The 19,496-nt window shown below is 57.4% G+C and carries 10 protein-coding genes; 3 read left to right on the top strand and 7 right to left on the bottom strand.

Translation table 11 applies throughout. The annotated features are described in order from the left end of the window. Positions 1-124 precede the first annotated feature (124 nt). Both M5R41_02005 and M5R41_02000 read right to left on the bottom strand, forming a co-directional pair. The gene (locus tag M5R41_02005) at positions 125-3,100 is read right to left on the bottom strand and encodes a VWA domain-containing protein (protein ID MCZ7555163.1); all 2,976 of its coding nucleotides are present in this window, start codon (positions 3,098-3,100) and stop codon (positions 125-127) included. A gap of 141 nt (positions 3,101-3,241) precedes the next feature. Beyond that, positions 3,242-5,167: a glycosyl hydrolase gene (locus M5R41_02000; GenBank protein ID MCZ7555162.1), complete on the bottom strand. Its 1,926-nt coding sequence runs from the start codon at positions 5,165-5,167 to the stop codon at positions 3,242-3,244. 242 nt (positions 5,168-5,409) lie between these two features. On the opposite strand from M5R41_02000, the gene M5R41_01995 reads away from it, so the two are divergent. Further along, positions 5,410-7,197 carry a lysophospholipid acyltransferase family protein gene (locus M5R41_01995; protein MCZ7555161.1) on the top strand — a complete coding sequence of 596 codons (1,788 nt, stop codon included), beginning with the start codon at positions 5,410-5,412 and terminating at the stop codon, positions 7,195-7,197. Between the two features lie 171 nt (positions 7,198-7,368). On the opposite strand, the gene M5R41_01990 is transcribed toward M5R41_01995, so the two are convergent. The 3 genes from M5R41_01990 to M5R41_01980 all read right to left on the bottom strand — a co-directional run bounded on the left by M5R41_01990 (position 7,369) and on the right by M5R41_01980 (position 10,481). Beyond that, complete coding sequence (locus M5R41_01990) at positions 7,369-7,947, bottom strand: hypothetical protein (protein ID MCZ7555160.1); 579 nt, start codon at positions 7,945-7,947, stop codon at positions 7,369-7,371. 387 nt (positions 7,948-8,334) lie between these two features. Next, positions 8,335-9,687, bottom strand: a complete 1,353-nt coding sequence (locus tag M5R41_01985) for an SPFH domain-containing protein (protein ID MCZ7555159.1) — start codon at positions 9,685-9,687, stop codon at positions 8,335-8,337. A gap of 71 nt (positions 9,688-9,758) precedes the next feature. Then, complete coding sequence (locus M5R41_01980; protein ID MCZ7555158.1) at positions 9,759-10,481, bottom strand: hypothetical protein; 723 nt, start codon at positions 10,479-10,481, stop codon at positions 9,759-9,761. A 286-nt stretch (positions 10,482-10,767) separates the two neighbouring features. On the opposite strand from M5R41_01980, the gene M5R41_01975 reads away from it, so the two are divergent. Together M5R41_01975 and M5R41_01970 are read left to right on the top strand one after the other, a co-directional pair. Beyond that, positions 10,768-15,519, top strand: a complete 4,752-nt coding sequence (locus M5R41_01975) for a T9SS type A sorting domain-containing protein (GenBank protein MCZ7555157.1) — start codon at positions 10,768-10,770, stop codon at positions 15,517-15,519. 12 nt (positions 15,520-15,531) lie between these two features. Next, complete coding sequence (locus M5R41_01970; GenBank protein MCZ7555156.1) at positions 15,532-16,290, top strand: PorT family protein; 759 nt, start codon at positions 15,532-15,534, stop codon at positions 16,288-16,290. A 182-nt stretch (positions 16,291-16,472) separates the two neighbouring features. Here M5R41_01970 and M5R41_01965 read toward each other — a convergent pair whose 3' ends face one another. Continuing rightward, the gene (locus M5R41_01965; GenBank protein ID MCZ7555155.1) at positions 16,473-18,731 is read right to left on the bottom strand and encodes a M23 family metallopeptidase; all 2,259 of its coding nucleotides are present in this window, start codon (positions 18,729-18,731) and stop codon (positions 16,473-16,475) included. Further along, a complete protein-coding gene (locus M5R41_01960) occupies positions 18,728-19,399 on the bottom strand; it encodes a fumarylacetoacetate hydrolase family protein (protein MCZ7555154.1) in 672 nt (223 codons plus the stop codon). Before M5R41_01960 ends, M5R41_01965 begins: the two co-directional genes overlap by 4 nt. Between the last annotated feature and the right edge of the window lie 97 nt (positions 19,400-19,496).

The raw sequence follows: 19,496 nt of genomic DNA, 5'->3' as shown, positions 1-19,496 counted from the left end.
ACTTGAGACTTCGTGAACTCGAACGGCGAATGAGTTCGTCATCATGTATAGTAAAGAATAACACATGACGACGGCAATTGTTACAGCATCATGCCGCCATTTTCACGACGCGGTTGATTTGGCGTCACATTTTTGTGATAACGCGACCTGTAACGGCATTCCCATGGATCAACCGGAAGATGTACACACCCGGGGACAGCGCGGATACATCGATTTTCAGCAGATGCCGTGTCCCGGCTGTTTCGACCTCCTCCCGAAGAACAGCCCGTCCCGCCATGTCGCTCAATACTGCATGCAGCCGCCCGGGCGCGGGCAACGAGATATCCACTGTCACACTTTCGATGACCGGTTCGGGATACAGCTCACAGCGAAACTGCGTCACATCAGCCGATGCCGCATCCAGCACATTCACATCGAACAACCGGGAGATACTCGAACAGCCGTGCTCATTGAATACTTCCACCTGATAGCCGCCGGCTGACTTCAGGTCATAGAACGCGGACGTCGCGCCAGGAATCGGTGCACCGTCCAGATACCACTGGTATGCGCTCCAGGGAATGGTTTGCAACCTGTTGCCCACGCGCGTGATGTCCGGCCGTGGCGGGCGGGAATACAGTCGCACGACAACGGTGTCGGTCGCCGCCTGGCAACCGTTCGTGTGACGGACACTTGCCCAAAACACGCCTGCCGAACGGACCATGAGTGACGAGATGGTATCTTCCGTGATCCACAAAACGCGGTGCTCGAATCCGGGCAGGGAGAGCCGGACACTGTCGCCTTCGCACAGATCGAGAGACCCCTCGATCTCGATGCGAGGTTTCGGATTCGGCAGCGACATCACAGGTATGGCGGCGGATTCACCGGTACACCCTGTCTCATTCCAGACGCGGACGGAGTAATTGCCGCTTTCATGGACGTACAGCCGCCTGCCCTCATGACCGTTCGACCAGAGATACCGGTTCCATTGTCCGCCTGCATCGAGCTCCACCCCGGCCCCTTCACAGAACGTAACAACACCGCCTGGTGTGATAACGGGACGCAAAGTATCCGCTTGCGTAATGTGCACGGTGTCTGATTGAATGATGCAACCGCTCTGATCCGTCACGGTGACGAAGTACTCACCGGGGACGGAGACCGTAATACTTTCCTGTTCGCTGCCGTTCGACCAGCGATAGGAAGCATAGTTCAACGGCAGCGTGAGTGTGCGGGTCGCTCCCCTGCACAAGGTGTATGGGCCCGGCGGCTGAATGCGTGGCTGCACCGGTCCGCTGACAATGGCAGGGGCGATGTAGACATCGCAGACGTCCGTTGCGCTTTCCACGGCGACGATGTACACATCGGGCTTGTGAACGACGATGCGCCTGCTGGTCTCCCCTGTGCTCCAGCGATACGCCGCGTATCCGGCGCCGGCGTCCAGCACGGTCGAATCTCCCGCGCAGATGTGCTCCGGCCCCTCGAAAACAATGTGCCGGGCGATCAAGGGTGAAGGAATGGTCAGCGTGTCGCTGATCATCTCCGAACACGTATTCTCCAGCGTCAGCTGCACATGATGCGAACGGCCGTCGGTACAGGAATACAGGAGCGCACATTCCCACACTCCTTCACCGAGGGACTTCGGAGGCGACGCAAGCGTCTGCGGCACACCGTCAATCACCACACGCACGTTCGCACTGTCCGCTGCCAAGAGCGAATTGCCGTCGCACAAAGCGGAGAATTCCACCGTCATGCCCGATGCCGTGATCTGGCCCGATCGCAGATGGAGGACCGAAGCGGCATTATTCGGATAAATCGTAACATTCGATCCGTTAAGGGAGAGATTCCCGCAGCCGCTGAGACTGCGCGCACTCACCGTGCGAATCGTTGTTTCCACGGTTTTGAGCGTACCTCGTGCCGCCAGCGTAAGCATCAGGCAGAGGCCTTCTGAAGACACCGGCACAGGCCGGTCCGTCGAGATCTTGATGTAATCGTTGCCGCGTTCCACGTGCAGCGGGACGCCGTGCAGGAGACCGCCCGGAGGCGCCTCGGCGTCGATGAAGGTCAGCCGTGCGGGATCGCACCCGAACCAGAAGAGCGCCGGATACAGCACGCCCGTCTTCGGCACGGTGTGCAGGGTGATCGGGACGCGGAAAGTGTCGAGCCCGCGCGTCATCGTTTTTCCCATGGAAAAGAACAGGTTTTGGGACGGGACCCCATTCTCCGGTGCGATGTACGATGCGTGCAAGGAACTTGTGTCATTGCATCCGCTGACATGCAGGGTAAGCGCATGCGCGTCTCCATCGGTACAGAGCAACGGAAGCACCACCGAGCATTGTTCCGCATAGCGCCGAAGGGAATCCCGTATCTCCGTCAGCTTCGCGCGCATACGCGAAACGTCATCGGTTCGGAAAAGACTCCCTCCCGTGGAATTCACGAGACTCTCAAGGCCGGAAACCGACCATCCCGCGAAAGCGATACTATAAATCCGTACACCGCGCTGACGAGCGAGGGAGAGCAGTTTGCCGTAATGTTCGCTGCTACCCTGCTCCGGACCGGCGACAAAATGAATCACCGCCGTCGTGTTGTGCGACGGCATCAGGGAAACCTCCTCCACCGCGTGGTACAAGGCGTCATAGGTATGCCGTTCGCCAATCCCGGATTGACGCTCCAGCGCGCTGTACAGCATCGGCTTTATCGTGGTCATCTGCTGAATGACCTCGGAGTGCGCATTGTACATCATGACCGAGGCCTCGTCGAGCACGCCGTCGAGACTGTCGACAAAACTGCGGGCCGCATCGCGCATGATTTGCGCACGCATTTGTCCTACATCTTCGCTCACATCCAGCAGCAACACAGCGGAATACGGCCTCGTCCCGGGATCCGGGCAGCGGAAGCCCAGTATCTCCACCGGAGCCCCGTCCACGATGGTTGTAACATCATTCTGCGTCAACGACTCATAGCGCTGCCCCCCGCAAAATGTCGTGAATTCCGCTTTCACATTGGCGGGACGCACGAGAACGCGCGTCACATCGCCGGTGAGCTGCGCAAATGCGACCGCACCGGCGCAGAGCACCGTTCCTGCAAGCGCGGCCGAAAATGAGAAGAATCGAAAAAATGATCTCATGGACACTCCTTCTGCCTCCGGGTTCCGCTTCGCCGTCAGACGTCCGGCAAGACGGGTTTCGTTTCACCGCGCACAATACGGATTTCCGCATCCAGATGCAAGTAATCCGGATGCACGAGTACGTAATTGAGGAGTCGAAACTCAGTCCAACGCCGGATCGAAGAACGGCAGCGGGATCTCATCCGCATACCCGTCCGGACGCAGCAGAAGCAGCACCGATTTTCCGGGCAGAAAATCCAGCGTCGTACTCACCTGAAAACCGCGCCAGCGAAGGGTTACATCCATCCTTTCATGCTTCATCTCCGTCGCCTGCTTGTGCCTGAGCGGATAGCGCAGCCCCTTCGACGCGGGATTCGCGAGAAAGAGATACAGCTCTTCACCATCTTCTCTGCACCAGAAATCAGGCACGGTGGCACCATCAACCAAAGGAGCGGAAGGCAATCCCATGGGCGAGCGCAGTAATCCTTCATTCGTGAGCAGGCGACCGAGCAGCTTCGACCATTGGGGCGATCGCGTGCGTCCCGCCTCCACCGGTACCTGCAGCAGCACGACGGGTACACCTTGCTCGACGACACGCACAAGCGCCTCCAGCGTTGCGACGTCCATATACTGCACATTGACGAGGAGCGAATTGAACACCGCCTGCCCCGTGTGCAATCTGTTACTGACGACACGCGCCTCCCGCAAGGCACGTCCGTTGATCCATAGTGCATGCCGCCGCTTCAATTCCTCAGGGACTTTGATGTAGCGCATTTCGTAATGCCCCCATGCCCACGGGAACTGCAGGGAGTCAGGCAGCTCCACACGCGTCCAGGCATCCTCCGTGGGCAGGTACACGGCCATGTCGGCGTAGGTCTTCCCCCTGCGCATCGCCCGGGAAATCTCGGAGATGTAATCATTGAACGGCAAGATATGCTGTGCAAGCGGGGCCTTCGGCGAAACATGCACAGACGCGTAGAATTTTTCATCTCGCCCCGGCGGATTGTAGGGCATGCCATGCCAGATGAAGTGATTGACGCCGTTGGCGAACAACGCATCCGCCACGAGCTTGAGGTCCGCAATTTTCTCATCTCCCTGATGCGGGCCCGGTCCAGGCCAACCCTTCCAGCCGTACAAACAGGTAAACGCTTCGGCCGAGACCAGCGGCTTCCCATCCAACGCTGCGGCGCTTGCGGCGATACGCGCGAAGTCGGGCTCGAAGAGCATAGCTTCCGTTTCAGGAATATCCACCCGCCGATACGCCTCGATGAGATCCGCCGGCGCCCCCGCGCATTGAACCCGCGTGTATGCGCCCCGGCTGTGTGCAAGAGATGTAAACGGTCCGTAGAATTCGTCCACAACGAAGGAGGAAAGCAAAGACATGTAATCGTAATGGACGTCACCATAGCCCGGCAGGTAGAGACTGTCCATCAATGGTTCGATGTCGTAACCGTATGTGTCCCTGAAGCGTTCGGCAAAGCCGCTCGTCCAAAGCTTGCGCGTTTCGACTTCCCATGAATCGCAGAACAGACCGCGGTTTTTTCCTTTCAGCGCCGGCTCCATGGCCTTGAACAGGCGCTTGGAGTAGCGCCCCAACGCTTCGCTGTCAAGATGGTTGAGCACCCGACCACGCTTTGGATGCTCCCAGGTCAGACGCATGCTGGCCGGCGATTCCTTGCTGCCGTACGTCATGGCGCCATCGGCGACGGGGACCTTGCTGTCTCCGAAGGGCCACAAGGTACCGAAAGTCATGTCAAAACCGAGTCCCAATTCATCGCATTGCTTCGCGGCTTCCGCCACGGCCTTGCTCCATTGCTTCGAAAGCCACTCCGGCCTTTTGCGCGTGCTGTCTCCGGACAGCGGATATACCCACGCCACTTCCACGCCGCCGAAACCGTTGTCGCGCAGCCACTGCAATTGTGCGCGTGTGTCGGACGGTTTGATCTCATCAGCAAACCACCACCAGCGCACATAGGGTTTCGTGCTGATGGATGCCGCGTCCAGAGGCGATGGCGTACCGGCACGTGGCTGAGCATGCACAAAAGACATCGCGATACAAGAAAGCAAAAGTAGTAGGCTGGATTTCATACTGTTCTCCTGTGTTCTCTCAAATCTACACACATAACGGCGATTCTTCCGCATGCCGGGGTGTGTCTGCCGCCGAAAAATGTCATTTTCGCGGCAGCTGCGACAAGAGTGAGATGCTTCCGTCGAGAAGTCCTCGTGTACCACCCTCATCCAATTCTCATGATATGTAAACAGTGCGCTCAAATCCCGTCGGCATTTTTATGATGCGATATTGAGACGCATCATCCATCGAGGATTCGGCCATGTACACACTATCAACACAAGAAAACCGTTTCCAACTTCAGGTTCAGCATTCGCATCCGGCTGTGGGAGGGCTACTCCGGCTGTTCCGCGGCAGTGTGGAGCGGGCTCTCGCCTTTCCGCAACTCAACGAGATCAATGCCGCCGCCGAATGCCGTCAGGAGGAGTACAGCGCGGAGGATCGGATTTTACGTGCCATGCGGGTGGGACTCGATGTTGACGGCGGGGCGCTCGAACGGATACCGGACACAGGGCCGCTTATCGTCGTGGCGAATCATCCGTTCGGCGGTGTCGAAGGACTGCTCCTTGCCTCGCTTTTGCACAGACGGCGGACAGATGTCAGGATTATGGCAAATCGAATGCTCGGACACATACCTTCTCTTCGCGATCTGTTCATTCTCGTCAATCCTTTTGGAGGAGAGCTGGCGGTGCGTTCCAACTCCGCGCCGCTGAAAGAGGCATTGCGCTGGCTGGGAGAGGGTGGGGTTCTCGGAGTATTCCCGGCCGGTGAGGTATCGCATGCCGATGTTCGACGAGGTGAAATCAGCGATCCCGCCTGGAGCGATACGATAGCCCGCATCGCCATGCACAGTGGGGCCGCGGTGTTGCCGATTTTCATCGAGGGATGCAACGGCCCCCTTTTCCAGCTCATGGGTCTGCTCCATCCGCGTCTCCGCACCGCACGGCTGCCGCATGAATTCGTCAATAAATGCGACAGCACAGTGACGATGCGCATCGGACATGTCATTTCGCCGACGCGCATCCGTCAATTCAAAACGTCCGGTGATTTGATCGCATATCTGCGAATCCGGACCTACCTTCAGCGCAGCGGAAGCACTCCCGCTCCGTTGATGCGTTCTGAACCTCTCCCGGAAGCGGTGGTGGATGCGGCGGACAAGGTGTTGTTGCGCCATGAAATCTCCGCCCTCCCCGAAAGCGCTCTTCTTGTTCAGCATGAACGATTCGGTGTCTACATAGCCGATGCGAGAGATATTCCTGTCGTCCTCCGCGAGATCGGACGTTTACGGGAGATCACCTTCCGCGCCAATAACGAAGGCACGGGCAGATCAATAGACCTGGACCGCTATGATGCGTGGTATCTGCACCTCTTCCTCTGGGACGAGACTGCCGGAGAGATCGCGGCCGCGTATCGCCTTGGTCCAACGGACGTCATACTGCGCGAGCATGGAAAGAAGGGACTGTACACGCATTCGCTGTTCAACATCAGAAAAAAACTCCTGAAGCAGATCTCCCCCGCTCTGGAGATGGGAAGGAGCTTCGTCCGCCAGGAATACCAGAAGCAATTTCTTCCCTTACTCCTGCTCTGGCGTGGTATCGGAACCTATGTCCGGCGCAATCCGCGGTACACGAGGTTGTTCGGTCCCGTGAGCATTAACAGCGCATACAGCGCTGTTTCACAAAAACTGATGATGGAATTCCTCAAGGAACATGCGATGGATGAACGTGCGCACCTCGTGCGACCGAAAACTCCGCCGAATGCCGAGCGTCTCAGAGGATTCGATCCACGGACGATGTCCACCGTGCTGCGCGACCTGTCCGATCTTTCATCCCTGGTCAGCGAAATTGAGCAGGATCAAAAGGATGTCCCAATTCTCTTAAAGCAGTATCTCAAGCTTGGTGGCGTCCTCCTCGGTTTCAATATTGACCCCGATTTCAGCAACGTGCTCGACGGGCTCATTCTCGTGGACCTGACAAAAACCGACAGACGAATGCTGGAGCGCTACATGGGCGCGGAAGGCGCGGATGCCTTCCTTCGTCACTGTCAGTGACTGCGCATTGCTGCACAGCAGAGGCGCGACGGAGAGGAAGTGCGCGTCACAGCATGGAAAATCCATACGCTTGGTGTCAGCCGTGTCATTCCGGAAAGCATGACATGCCGGATTCCGCGGGACCACCTGGTGCTGACGCGGCGACACGGTGGCTCAGAACACGAAACGTGACTACTGCGCCTGCCCCACCATGCGCTGCAGTTCCGCGAAAACGTCGCGGCAGGCAGGATCGTCCTGGAAGCGCTGCATGAGTGAAACGAAAGAATTCATGATGTATTCCACCCGGCGCTGCAGATCCGGATTCTCCATATAGGCGTCTACGACGGAGTTGAAGTTTTTCGATTCCGCATATTTGGGAGAGAGCTTGCCGCTGAATTCCTGATCCAGGGCTTTCATTTTCTGCTCGAAATCCTCGAGGTAGGCGATGTACAGGCGCATGGAGACGGAGGCGTCACGTCCGGTCTTTGCAGTATTGGCCTCATCGGCCCAGCGCTCGAGATTCTCGTAATGCTTTACCTGTAACTGTACTGTTCTGCTGAATATTTCGCGTTCGACTTCAGGAAGTTTCGAGAATCCGGGGATGCTATCCAGCCCGGAGACGTCCACATCCGCGGCGTAATGTTGTTCGGTTTGCGGTGGCAGATTCATCGGCTGCATCGCAGAGGGATGGGGTACGGGCTTTTCCTTGTTCCCGCAGGCGATGAAAAGGAGAGACACTACGGTGAGAACGATACTATGTTGACGCATCATGTGCACGAGTAAGTTTGTGAAAAAGAAACGCTTCCTACGCCGTTATCGTGCGTAAGATACGATTTCCGGCGACGATTCGCGACGCATGATTTCAGGAAAGGGCGAATGCGTCACACGATCGGCTTCTGGTTGACGACGTATCCGTCTCTGGCGGAACGATGAACGATGCAGCGCATGGGGAGAGGGTTCAGCATGGACTCTCCCCGGAAACGATGGTACAAGCACGCCCGCTCTCATCCGCAAGCGCATTCCCCGAAGAAAATGGGCGTTTCATGAATCGCCCATTGTTTCCGGAGTACGGCAGTTCACGAGTTCGCCAGTAATGGAAGAAGGATCGCGCATTGATATCCGCGATCCTTCCTGCTTTCCGTTGCAAGCGACACCGAATCAGGCACTCTCTTCGAGCGATTTCGTGGCCTGCGCAAGCTTGTCCCGCTGGAGACTACTGAGGATGTTGACTCCTGTGGCGTTCTCGATGATTTCGTTGAGAGAAATCACTGCGTTGGGGAGCTGTCCGACGAGACCGGACACGCTGCGTCCGCTGCCGTTGTCGACGACGCTGATTTTGTCAATTTTCATATGACCGACTGTCTGAACGAGCTGTTCGATGATATCGGGCAGCATGTTGAGCACGAAAATTTTCTCGCCCTCACCTTCGGCGCTTTTGTAGGTCTCGATCATCTTGTTGAGCACGTTGAGGTTGGCCATGCCGTTCTCGATGATGGACGCCGCGGCGCCTTTGGCCTCGAGTTCCCTGGCCTCTTTATTCGCGCGTGCCGGTTCGATCACATCCGCCATCAAACGCTTTTGCTGAAGAATGATGCGCTGCTGCTCGACATCCTGCTCGAACATGACGCGTGCTTTCTCGCCGGCGATTTCCGCTTCTTTTTCCTTTATGATGGCTTCGCGTTCCAGCTCGGCTTTTTTGATGCGCAGAAGATTGTTTTCCGTTTCAATGTCCTGCTGTGCGCGGGCTTTGTTCACGAGAATGTTTCTCTCGGCTTCGATGCGTGCGGATTCCACATCTTTCTTCGCATCGGCTTTCGCCATCTCCGCCAGACGTTCGGCGGTGGCTTCGGCTTGTTCGGCCTCGGATTTGCGGCTTGCCTCGGCGGTTCTGGCCTGGGAAAGTACTTCGGCGGTCTTGCGGCGACCGATGGAATCCAGATACCCCGCATCGTCTGATACGTTCTGGATTTTCAATGTGTCGAGCTGAAGTCCAAGCGCTTTCAAATCGTTATCGGCTTCTTCGATGAGACTCGAAGCGAACTTCAGGCGATCCTCATTCACTTCCTCGGGTGTCAGTGTCGCAAGAACGCCACGGAGATTGCCTTCAAGAGTGTCCTTGGCTATCTCGTGTATTTCCTCCCGCTTCTTGCCCAGAAAGCGTTCGACGGCATTGCCGAACACGGGCTCGTTGCTGTCGACCTTGATGTTGGCGATGGCCTCGACTTTCAAGGGGATGCCGCCCTTCGAATACGCGTTATAGACGCTCAAATCGAGGGGGATCGTCTCCAGTGACATTCGCGCAGCACGCTCGATGAGTGGAACACGAATCGCACGCCCACCGCGAATCATGCGGTATCCGACCATGCTTCCGTCAGCGAGGCGACGTTTGCGGCCGGATAAAATAATAACCTCGTTGGGATGGCAAATCAGCAACAGCCGGCTGATCGTGATCATGATAACGATGATCGCAAATACCGCGATACCGAAAATGGTGACAATGAATTCTTCCATGATGTCCGATTCCTTATTCTGTGTCGGATGATGTATTCGCGTATAATGCCAGGCGGCGTACCGTCGTGGAGCTAAGTATCCGATGGAAGCTCCCGGAGAAAATCCGCCTCATCTATCTCCGCAATGTTGTGTTCGAACTCGAGTATCAGCACCTGCTCCGCATAGCGGAACTCCTCGCGTGTGCTGTCCGCATGAATGATCGCCAGCAGTTCGAGCGTCTGGCCCCCTATCGTGACGCGGATCTTTCCCTTCCTTTCTTTTGTCGGCGGAAGAGTGATGACACCGACATGACCCACCAAATCGCGCTCATGCAGCGACTGGCCGCTTTCGGTGTCCTTCAAATAGCGCATGAATTTGTGTCCGATCATCATGGCAAATCCTCCCATGCCGATCGAACTCAGGAAAGTGAGCAGCGTCCCCGTGCCGAGCCATGTCAGTGCGCTGCCGGTAAGACCGAAAAATGTAGTGAGGTAGACAATGTTACGAAAGCTGAAAAATTGAAAGGCCGCAGCCAGAGCACCACCGCTCCCGGATTCCATTTCTCCACCATGCGCCTCAACGACGGAATCGTGCGCTCCTCCTGCGTGTACGACTGCACCCCCGACGTCCGTATCCGTTGCGACGTCAACGTGAGCCTCGATGCTGTGCCCCATATCGCCATGCGCCGCCAGACCATGATCGAAATCCGTATGCGCCTCAAGACCGTGATCCATTTCCGCGTCCCCGCCGGAAAACAGGGAAATGATAAGCAGAATCGCTCCGCTGATCAGGCACGCCAGGTACAGCGTCAACATGGCAGCTCCTCAGGTAAGGAATATTAAATCTTCATTACAAGATGAAAACGGGGTGAAATCTCACATATAATGTATGTAAATTTTTAACATGAGGAAAAACGCACGATACCCGTTGAAGCGATTCCCTCTACCCAGGCAGATGGATTCCCGATTCTTGAAGTGCTCGCTTCAGACGACCGTCTTAAAAAAAAAATACCGAGATTGTGATTTTTACTGCATTTTATTGATAACTTACTTAAGTTAAAGTTAGTAGTCTCTTTAATAGCAACGGGTTAAGAGGTTGACCATGCCAGCTACCGCTACACCGAAAACCTACTCCCTGTTGGTCGTCCCATTCGTATTCCTGCTTCTTCTCGTTGCGGGAGTTCAGGACAGCCGCGGTCAGGATATCCGCACGCGGCTGACGGCCTTCGACAACGTAGGAAATAGCACAGATTTACGTATTGGCATCGTTGCGTCCGCATCGGACGGCATCGATCCCGCACTGGGCGAAGCAGTACTGGCGCCACCGGTGCCCAACACGTGGGATGCGCGTCTCATAGATACGGATTTCCGCAGCCCGTCCATTTTGGGCAATGGGGTCTTACGCGATTTCCGTGGTGTTTTCACCGGGCCGCCGATTTCGCAGACGTTTGAAATTCGGCTGAGGCGCGATCCGCTTGCGAGCAATACCTGGCTTCGCTGGGATATCCCTCTCGCGACAGGAATTTCGAGCATGCGCCTGGTCTCACACCCGGATCCGACTATTCTGGATGTTGACATGTCCGGAACCGCCCAGGTGCTGCTGCCTCCTGGAACAAACCGGTACTTCATATACGCCGTGTACGGCGATCCGCCGCCGACGCGCTACACTCTGAACGTGGAGATCAATCCCCCCGGTAAAGGGCAGGTGTTCCGCGTCCCCTTCCAACTGGACTATGCTCCGGGTGATCCCGTCGCGCTCGTTGCGGTGAATCTCCCCGCGCCCGATACCTGTTATGCGTTCTCCCACTGGTCCGGGGATGCTACGGGAACGAATCAGATTCTGAACATTTCCATGACGAAGAATAAGGTCATCACCGCGAATTATGCGCCCCGCACCTTCCCGGTCACGATCTCCTCTCTGGACACCTTCGTGGTGGATCTGAATCCCCCGCCTAGGCAGCGGCTCTATATCAGCAACAGCGGCCTGGCGTGCTATGCATGGACCGCAACGCCGAGCGTTCCCTGGCTGCGACTGTCCAAATCCCAGGGCACGGGCAACGACTCTATCGATGTCGAGATCATCACCTCCGCCATCCCCTGCCCGGGTACGCATGCGGCGACGATAGATCTTACATCGCCGTTCTCTTCACCAAACACGATTCGGATTCCGGTGATCGTCAGGATCGGCAAATCGGAGCTGACCGCAACCGTTGTCGGTGAACCATCCATCCTGAGCTGCCAGAACAAGGCGACGGATCTGATTTCCGTGACCATTGCCAACGCAGGACTGAACGACATACTGTTCTCGAATGTCCCGAATCTCGGCGAGGGATTCGTGTTGAAGAATCCCGGCATCTTCCCCTTGACGGTTCAGGCACGCGACAGTGCGGTGTTATATGTGGAGTTCGCCCCCACTCCTTCGCAGCGCGGGACCATCGTCGAAAACGTGATTATGTCAGCCGATGCCTGTGGGCAGGAGATTCTGTTCAAACTGACGGCCTCCCGCATTGCACCCACCGTCACAGCGGACGTGACGGAAATGGACTTTGGTCTCGTCAATTCCTGCACTGTGGACCCGTTGCCGCAGCGCACAATTCGACTGGACAATGACTTCACGCAGGCGGCACGATTGCGGTACACGCTGCCCTCCGGTTTTACCCTCGTCAATGCTCCGGATTCCATCTTCGGTGGCACTACCGCAGATGTCGTGGTGGAACCTGCGCGAACAGGTGCAACGGATTTCGATGCAGTACTGGAAATCGAAGCTGATTTCGGTTTGTGCGCAGAACGCTTCAGCGTCCGCCTGTTCGGACAACGGCAGAATCCGTCGTTCACCGCCGAGGCCGTGGACACACCAGGCTCCCTGCCGCCGCAATTGTACGACACCACTTGTGTCGGCAGCTATTCCGCCGCGAAACTGATTCGTTTGTACAACAACGGCACAGCCGAACTCCTCATGACCGTGGATGTGGCGCTTCCGTTCATCGTCGATGCCTTCAGCAACACGTTTCCTCTGCGACCGGGTGACGAGCGTATTGTTCCTATCCGCTTCAATCCCACTGTCAGCGGGACGTTCGAAGAAGAACTGACCATCAGCGCCAATCTGTGCGACCTCGAAGCGCGAGTCATGCTGCGCGGCTCAACCTTTAGTCAACAGGTGTTGGCTTCGGTAGTGGCACCGACGCATGTCACGCTGGCGAACTGCGAACCGAGCAGCAAGATATTGCTCCAGATCACGAATCAGGGCCTCGAACCCGTTCGCTTTACCGAGTTGCCCGACTTGCCGGCCGGCTTCGCCTGGGATCCCGCGGTGCGAACCCCAATCACCATCCCTGCCGATGCAACGTCGCCTTTCGAAGCCTACATTATCTTCCAGCCGCCGCTTGGCGAGGGTGGATCGTTCGGAGGCAGTGTGCAGTGGTTTGGCGCACCCTGTGGATCAACGGTGTACTTCACGCTCTCCGGTGAACGCATACTCCCGCAGGTGTCCATCACACCCAGCCGCGTCGATTTCGGACAGGTGATTTACTGCGGAACCGGAGGCGCAAACCCCGGCCGCGTGATCACGGTGGAAAACAACAGTCCTCTTCCATTGACACTGAACGCCATCGCCTCGACATCGAAATACGAATTACGCTATGGCGCGGTCCCCTTCCCGACGCAAGGTGTCATCGTTCCCGCTGCCTCGTCCGTGGACGTGGATGTGTTCGCACTTCCGGGATCCGGTGGTGTGTTCAACGACACGCTGACGCTGGAAATCATTGCCGGCACAGGTGGCTACTGTCGGGAAATTTTCCCGATCGTCCTCACGGGTGAGCGCTACGAGCCACGCTTCAGCGTGCGGGAAAATGGGTACAGCAGCAACTTCGGTGATGTTTGCGTGGGATCGAGCGCGGTACGCGGCTTCATAATCGAGAACACCGGTGATCGCCGCATGACCATTTCCTCCGACGGATTCGCGGATTTCTCCCCCTTCCAGCTCCTGAGCAAGCCCTTCCGCATCACCCTGGAACCCGGCACTTACCGTGAATTTCCGGTACGCTACTCACCGATGCTCAACGGCGCGGATGTCGCAGCGGTATTCTTCACCTCGGATGTCTGCTCCGACACCGTGGTCTTTACCCTGCGCGGTCGTGGCGTCCAGCCGGCATTCGCAATCAATGCCGTCATGCCTCCCGGCGTCATCGATATCCTCACCTGCGAGACTTCACTCTCGCGTCAGATACGCGCGACAGTCGAGAATACCGGCGCCTCACCCATCACCATCAGCGACGGCTCGTTGCTTCCCCGCGGCTTTGAATATGATCCGCCTGCTCAGTTCCCGTTCACATTGCAACCGGGACAGACCCGCGACGTCGTGGTCCGTTTCGTCGGTACCGAACCCGGAACATACAGCGGCATGGTCACGCTCTTTGGCGAACCGTGTGATGTAACAGACGCCTTCCCGATACAGGCACGCATTGTCAGAAGCACCTACGCCACGGCACCCGAGGCGCTGGACTTCGGTATGATCACGGTATGTCCGGGAGGTATGGTTCGTCCCGGTGATGTTCCCCGACTGCGACAGCAAATCGAATTCCGCAATACCGGCGAATTTCCACTCACGCTGAATGGAACAGTCAAGCCCGCGGCGGCACCTCTGCGCATTCTCGCTCCCCTGACCTGGCCGGTTATCGTACCCGCCGGACAGGTTCTGACGATCACCGTGGAATTGACTCCACCGTTCAACGAGGTGGCACGCAATTTCAACGGTGTCGTCGAGCTTAACGTCACACGTGATACCCGCTGTGTTACGGAAACCCGCTCGATTCCCTTCAGCGGACAGCTGAACCATCTGTCCTACGCTTTCGTCAGCGACAGTGTGCGCGCAACGATTACCTGCAGTACCGAACCGGTGGAGCTCACCGCCGAAATCGAGAACGCCGGCATCGCACCGATAACGCTCGACTTGCGCGTCGAAGGATCCCCGGCCTTCACCCTCATTGAAGCACAGCCTGTGACCATACAACCGGCACAACGCAAGCAAATTGCGCTGCGCTTTACCCCCGCGGCCGGCGTGTCACCCGTTGCGACGCTTATCGCTTCCGAATCGCAATGCGGAACCCAACAATCAACCGTCCTGGCAGTGACACTGTCCCGCCCGGAACTCACACTTTCCTGTAACAGTGCCGGCACTGCCCCTGCGATCTCGGCACGACCGGGCGACTTCATTGAAATTCCGGTGCTCCTCAACGAGGCACTTACCTGCCCCGCCACAGGGGTATCGCTGCAATTCGAGCTGACCTTCGACAGACGCGCATTGACCCCGGACAAAGTGCTGTCCTCACAGGGCACGGCAAGCTTTACCCGTCCGTCCCCCGACAAACTTCTCGTGAAAATCACCAACGCTTCTTTCACATCCGGCGAAATAGCGAAAATCGTGATGGAAGTCCTGGTTGGTCGCACAACATCCACACAGTGGACCGTCTCCGCTCCGATGTTCACTCCCGACCTCGCACTGCTGACAACCGATGCCACGTGCAGCGGAACCATCACCGTGCGTCCGAGAAACGGCGTGGCGACACTGAGCGACCTCGGAATCACTACGCTGAATCCCCCCCGCCCCAACGTCATCGGAGGCGGCAGCGGCAACGGACAAACCGTGCTGAGCTTCAGTCTCAAACAGGAAAGCTCTGTGGAACTGAAAGTCTTCGACATACTCGGCGTGGAGGTTGCGGTTATTCACAGCGGTAGTTTCAAACGCGGCTCGCATAGCATTCGATACACACCCGAGACGCTGCGACCCGGTGTCTACTTTGTCGTCATGACTGCGGCCGGATACCGCGGTATGCAGAAACTGATCGTAGCCAGGTAAGGAGACAGAAGCATGAAACGCACAAGCATTTTCTTCGCAACGGCTCTGCTGCTGGCCGGGCTGCATATCGCACAGGCACAAGGTATCCGCATGGGCGAACGAGCCTGGTACACCATTCGAGGCGGTCTGTTTGTCGGACTGAATCAAAGTTTCCACAATGGTGATGTCCCTCTCCTTCCGACGCAGGAAAACAGCTATTACGGCGACGCCGGAAACACGAATCTCGTCTTCGGCGTCCACGGTGAAAAGGCCGTCACGCGCTATGTCGTTCTCGGCGTGCGTGCGGCCTTCGATCAGATGTCCGGCGAGGTGGAGGGAAACTTCACCGAACCCTATCGCATCGCGGACGACAACGGTGCCGTATACACTGTCAATCGTGACCATGCGGCGGACTACACGTTGAATTACCTGAGCTTTGGATTCTACTCCAAGCTCTACCCCATGGGTGGCCCCGGATTCTTTGTGCTCGGCGGCGCCAATCTTGGTGCCCTGCTCAAGGGGGACTTCGCTCATACCGCGACAATCAGCGAACCCGATTGGGCGCGCGGCTCCGTTTCGGCAACACAGAGCGGAGATATTCCCGACGCGAATAACCTCCGCTACGCGTTACAGCTGGGGCTTGGCTATGACTTTTTTCACCGCTATGGTTTTGTCACACCAATGCTGAGTTACGAATTCGGGCTCAATCCGGTGAGCAACGCCACGTATGCGGATTCCTGGAATGTAAACAACCTCCGCTTACTCATCGACCTCACCTTCCCCATCCCCTGAGTTGTTTAGCCTGCCAAACCCTTCCCTCCCCAGGCCGCCGTGTGCGGCCTTCTTTTTTAAAGGCGGGTGATATGTGCCAGGACGAATTTTGCCTGAATGCTTCGGGAGGGAGATGCCGGGACTGACGAATCCCCCTGTTCGCTCCTCAGCTTCATCGAGAATCGTAATTCAATGGGAATAAATCAACGGAACTTCCGGCTCACCTTCGTTTCATTCCCCACCCTGTCCCTCGCGGAGACGGTCAATTCCTTCCCGCCGTGTCGCTTGAACACCTCCGCAGGTACGTAAAGCTGATAACGACGTTCGTCGAATTGCAGCGGCACAATCACGCCGTCAATGCGCGCTATGACACTGGCTAGATCCACTCCGGAAAGTGAATCCCGCACGGCGATACGTATGGGTTCGCGACTTTTCATCGCTACGTCGATGCTGACGGATGGTCCGCTCATGTCCCGCAGGAGCGTATAATCGCCCGCGAAGCGGCCGATGCGCGCTGTAACGACTCCGGGCCTTCGCTCTTCGGTGTACTTTCGCATCGGCGCCTGCACGGCAACGAACGCGTGATCGGCATCTGCGACGCGCGCAAATTCCGCCCTCGGTCTCCCCGTAAGAGGTATATCGGATGGATACACCCGATATCCTGGTATGCTGTCGGCTCCAACGCGCGCAACGGTGTACAGCGTGGATCGCAGCACATCCCCGGGAGCGAAGCGGAGCGCAAACGCGCCATCGGCGGAGCGCAACACGCCGCCTCTCCTGGCACTGACAAGTGTCATTCGCAGTGAATCGGTGTACGTGTGGGATTCTCCGCCCGTCGCGTAGCGGACCTGTACGATCGCCATACCGTCGAGTCCTTCCCAGGCAGGCACTGTGGCGCGATACCGTGCGGCGTCGAGGGGATACACCCTGCCACGCTCCGATCTTCCACCCTGTAAAAGCAGCACCTCCGGTGGTGAAGCAAAGGGCGTCGCGAGTCGAAGCTCCAGGACGAGCTCATCAAAATGGAACTCCCGCCGGACGTTCAGCCGACTCGCTGTCGGCGCCGCACGACCCGCGACAAACACCGCGTGAAGCTGCTGATGCCCGGATGAATCCGTACTGACGACTCGCAACGTTCGGTCGCGGTATTTCTGCAGATCCACCGTCACTCCCTCACTCGCTTCGCGTGCGTTCCAACCCGCGAGCCGTGCGCTCCCTTTGGACGAGGCATCCTCGAGGGAAATCCCGCTACAGCCCGCAGAACGCTGTAAGCGCAGCGAGAGTCGGTTGTCAGTACCGCCAATATGCATTGCGTTATCGAAGGCAAGCGACACATTCATCAATACCGAGGTCTGATTCCCCGCGAGATCTTCTGCGATAATTCGCAGTGCCTTCCGCCCGCCTCCGAGCCGCTCTGCGGTCAGAACTCCCGCATCGAGTGACTGGGGCAGATAGAATTCGAGCAGGTTTCCCTCTTCTCGGTACAGCTTTCGGAACTCCCCCTTCATCGCCTGCATGAGCGAATGATCGCGATCTATGCGTATATGAAATCCCAGCGTGTCGGCAAAACGACGAGCGGTGGACGAAAAATACTCCTTCCCGTCCACCAGTAATCGAATGCGGTACGGCGTCGGATAGTCCGTCGCGCCATTTGCCCGGTCATGCGCGCGCAGCAGAATCCCCACCCGCCCGCGCAACACCGGCAATCCTTTCACGGTCGTGGCACTTCCCGCACCGGACGGAGTCAGCAATTTGGAGGTCCACTTCCCGTCAATCGTCGCGCCGGCGTCGAGCGGGACAAGCATAATGCCCTTCACTTCCGGTGGCAGCGAATCCACAGGACGCAAATGCCGGGACAGACCCGGATTCACCGGATTATAGTCGCGGTCCCGCACTTCGAAATGGAGATGCGGAGGTCCGGCACCGGTATCGCCGGTGTAGGCGATCAACTCTCCGCGTTTCACGTGCACCGTGTCACCGGCCCAAACGATCTCTCCGAAAGAGCGCCCCGCGGCGCTCAATTTCTGATACCAGGCGTTGAGAATACCCTCAACAGGTCTGTCGAGATGCGCATAGCAGGTGTAGTAGCCATCGTAGTGGCGCAACACGAGAAACCAGCCATACCCTCCCGGTTCAAAACTCAGTGCGTGCAGCCACCCATCACGTGCGGCGAAGACCTTGTATCCGATTTGTCCGCCGGTACTGACATCGATGCCGGCGTGAAAATGTGTCTTGCGAAACTCGGCGAAATCCGACGTGCGCTTTGTGCCCGCGTCGGTGGGCCAGAGGTAATCATCCCATTCGGTCTCGGCGGGATTGTAGACCACTGGTGGTGGATCCTCCCCGGCCGTGCTGGTGGTCTGCGTCGGTCGCAGCAGCAGCGCGGCTGCGAGAGCGGCTATCATCACGCCGAAGAGCACCCGGGCGCGGGTCGTCCCGGCACGCAGAGCACGCAGGTTCATTCGTTCCCCTCCCCGCGCACGCGGAACGTCGCCAGCAGCGCATCGCCCAGACGCAGGTCAAGCACGTCTCCTTCATGTATCGCGGCCACGCCATGCGGCGTACCGGTAAAAATGAGGTCGCCCGGAAGGAGCGTCACGATGGAACTGATGAAGGCGAGTATACGCGGTACGCTGAATATCATGAGCGACGTATCACCCTCTTGCCGTAGCGCGCCGTTTACCTGCAACGTGAAGCGCAGCGAGTCCAGGGGAGGCAGCATGGAAAGCGGAAGAAAATCCGACACGCAGGCCGCTGTTTCAAAGCCCTTCGCGAGCGTCCACGGTAACCCCTTTTCCTTGAGCTTCTGCTGCGTATCACGCGCGGTGAGATCCAGACCGATACCCGCGCCGGCCAGGTAGTCCAAGGCCTGCTCCTCCGCTATATGTCGTCCTTCCCGTCCGATGAGCAGCACCAGTTCCGTTTCGTGATGCACATCACTGCTGTACGCAGGCAGTTCTATCATGCGTCCTTCGGTGATCAACGAGGCTGCGGGCTTGAGGAAAAGCACTGGTTCGGCGTTCACCTCGTTTTCCAGTTCCTGAATATGTCGTAGGTAATTCCTCCCGATACAGTACATGCTTCCAATGGAAACGGGGTGAGTGGCGGAACGAAGAATCACTTCTGGCATGTGCGTACTTCTCGGATGGTACAACGATAGCGTAGTGGTAATATAGGAAGTCTCGGGCAATCGCGGCAGCGCAGCATAAAAAAACCCCGCATTCGCG

This window comes from Bacteroidia bacterium (assembly GCA_027493955.1).
Taxonomy (GTDB): domain Bacteria; phylum Bacteroidota; class Ignavibacteria; order SZUA-365; family SZUA-365; genus JAOSJT01.
Note: the sequence above shows the minus strand (reverse complement) of the source record. Positions and strands in the feature narration are given on the sequence as shown.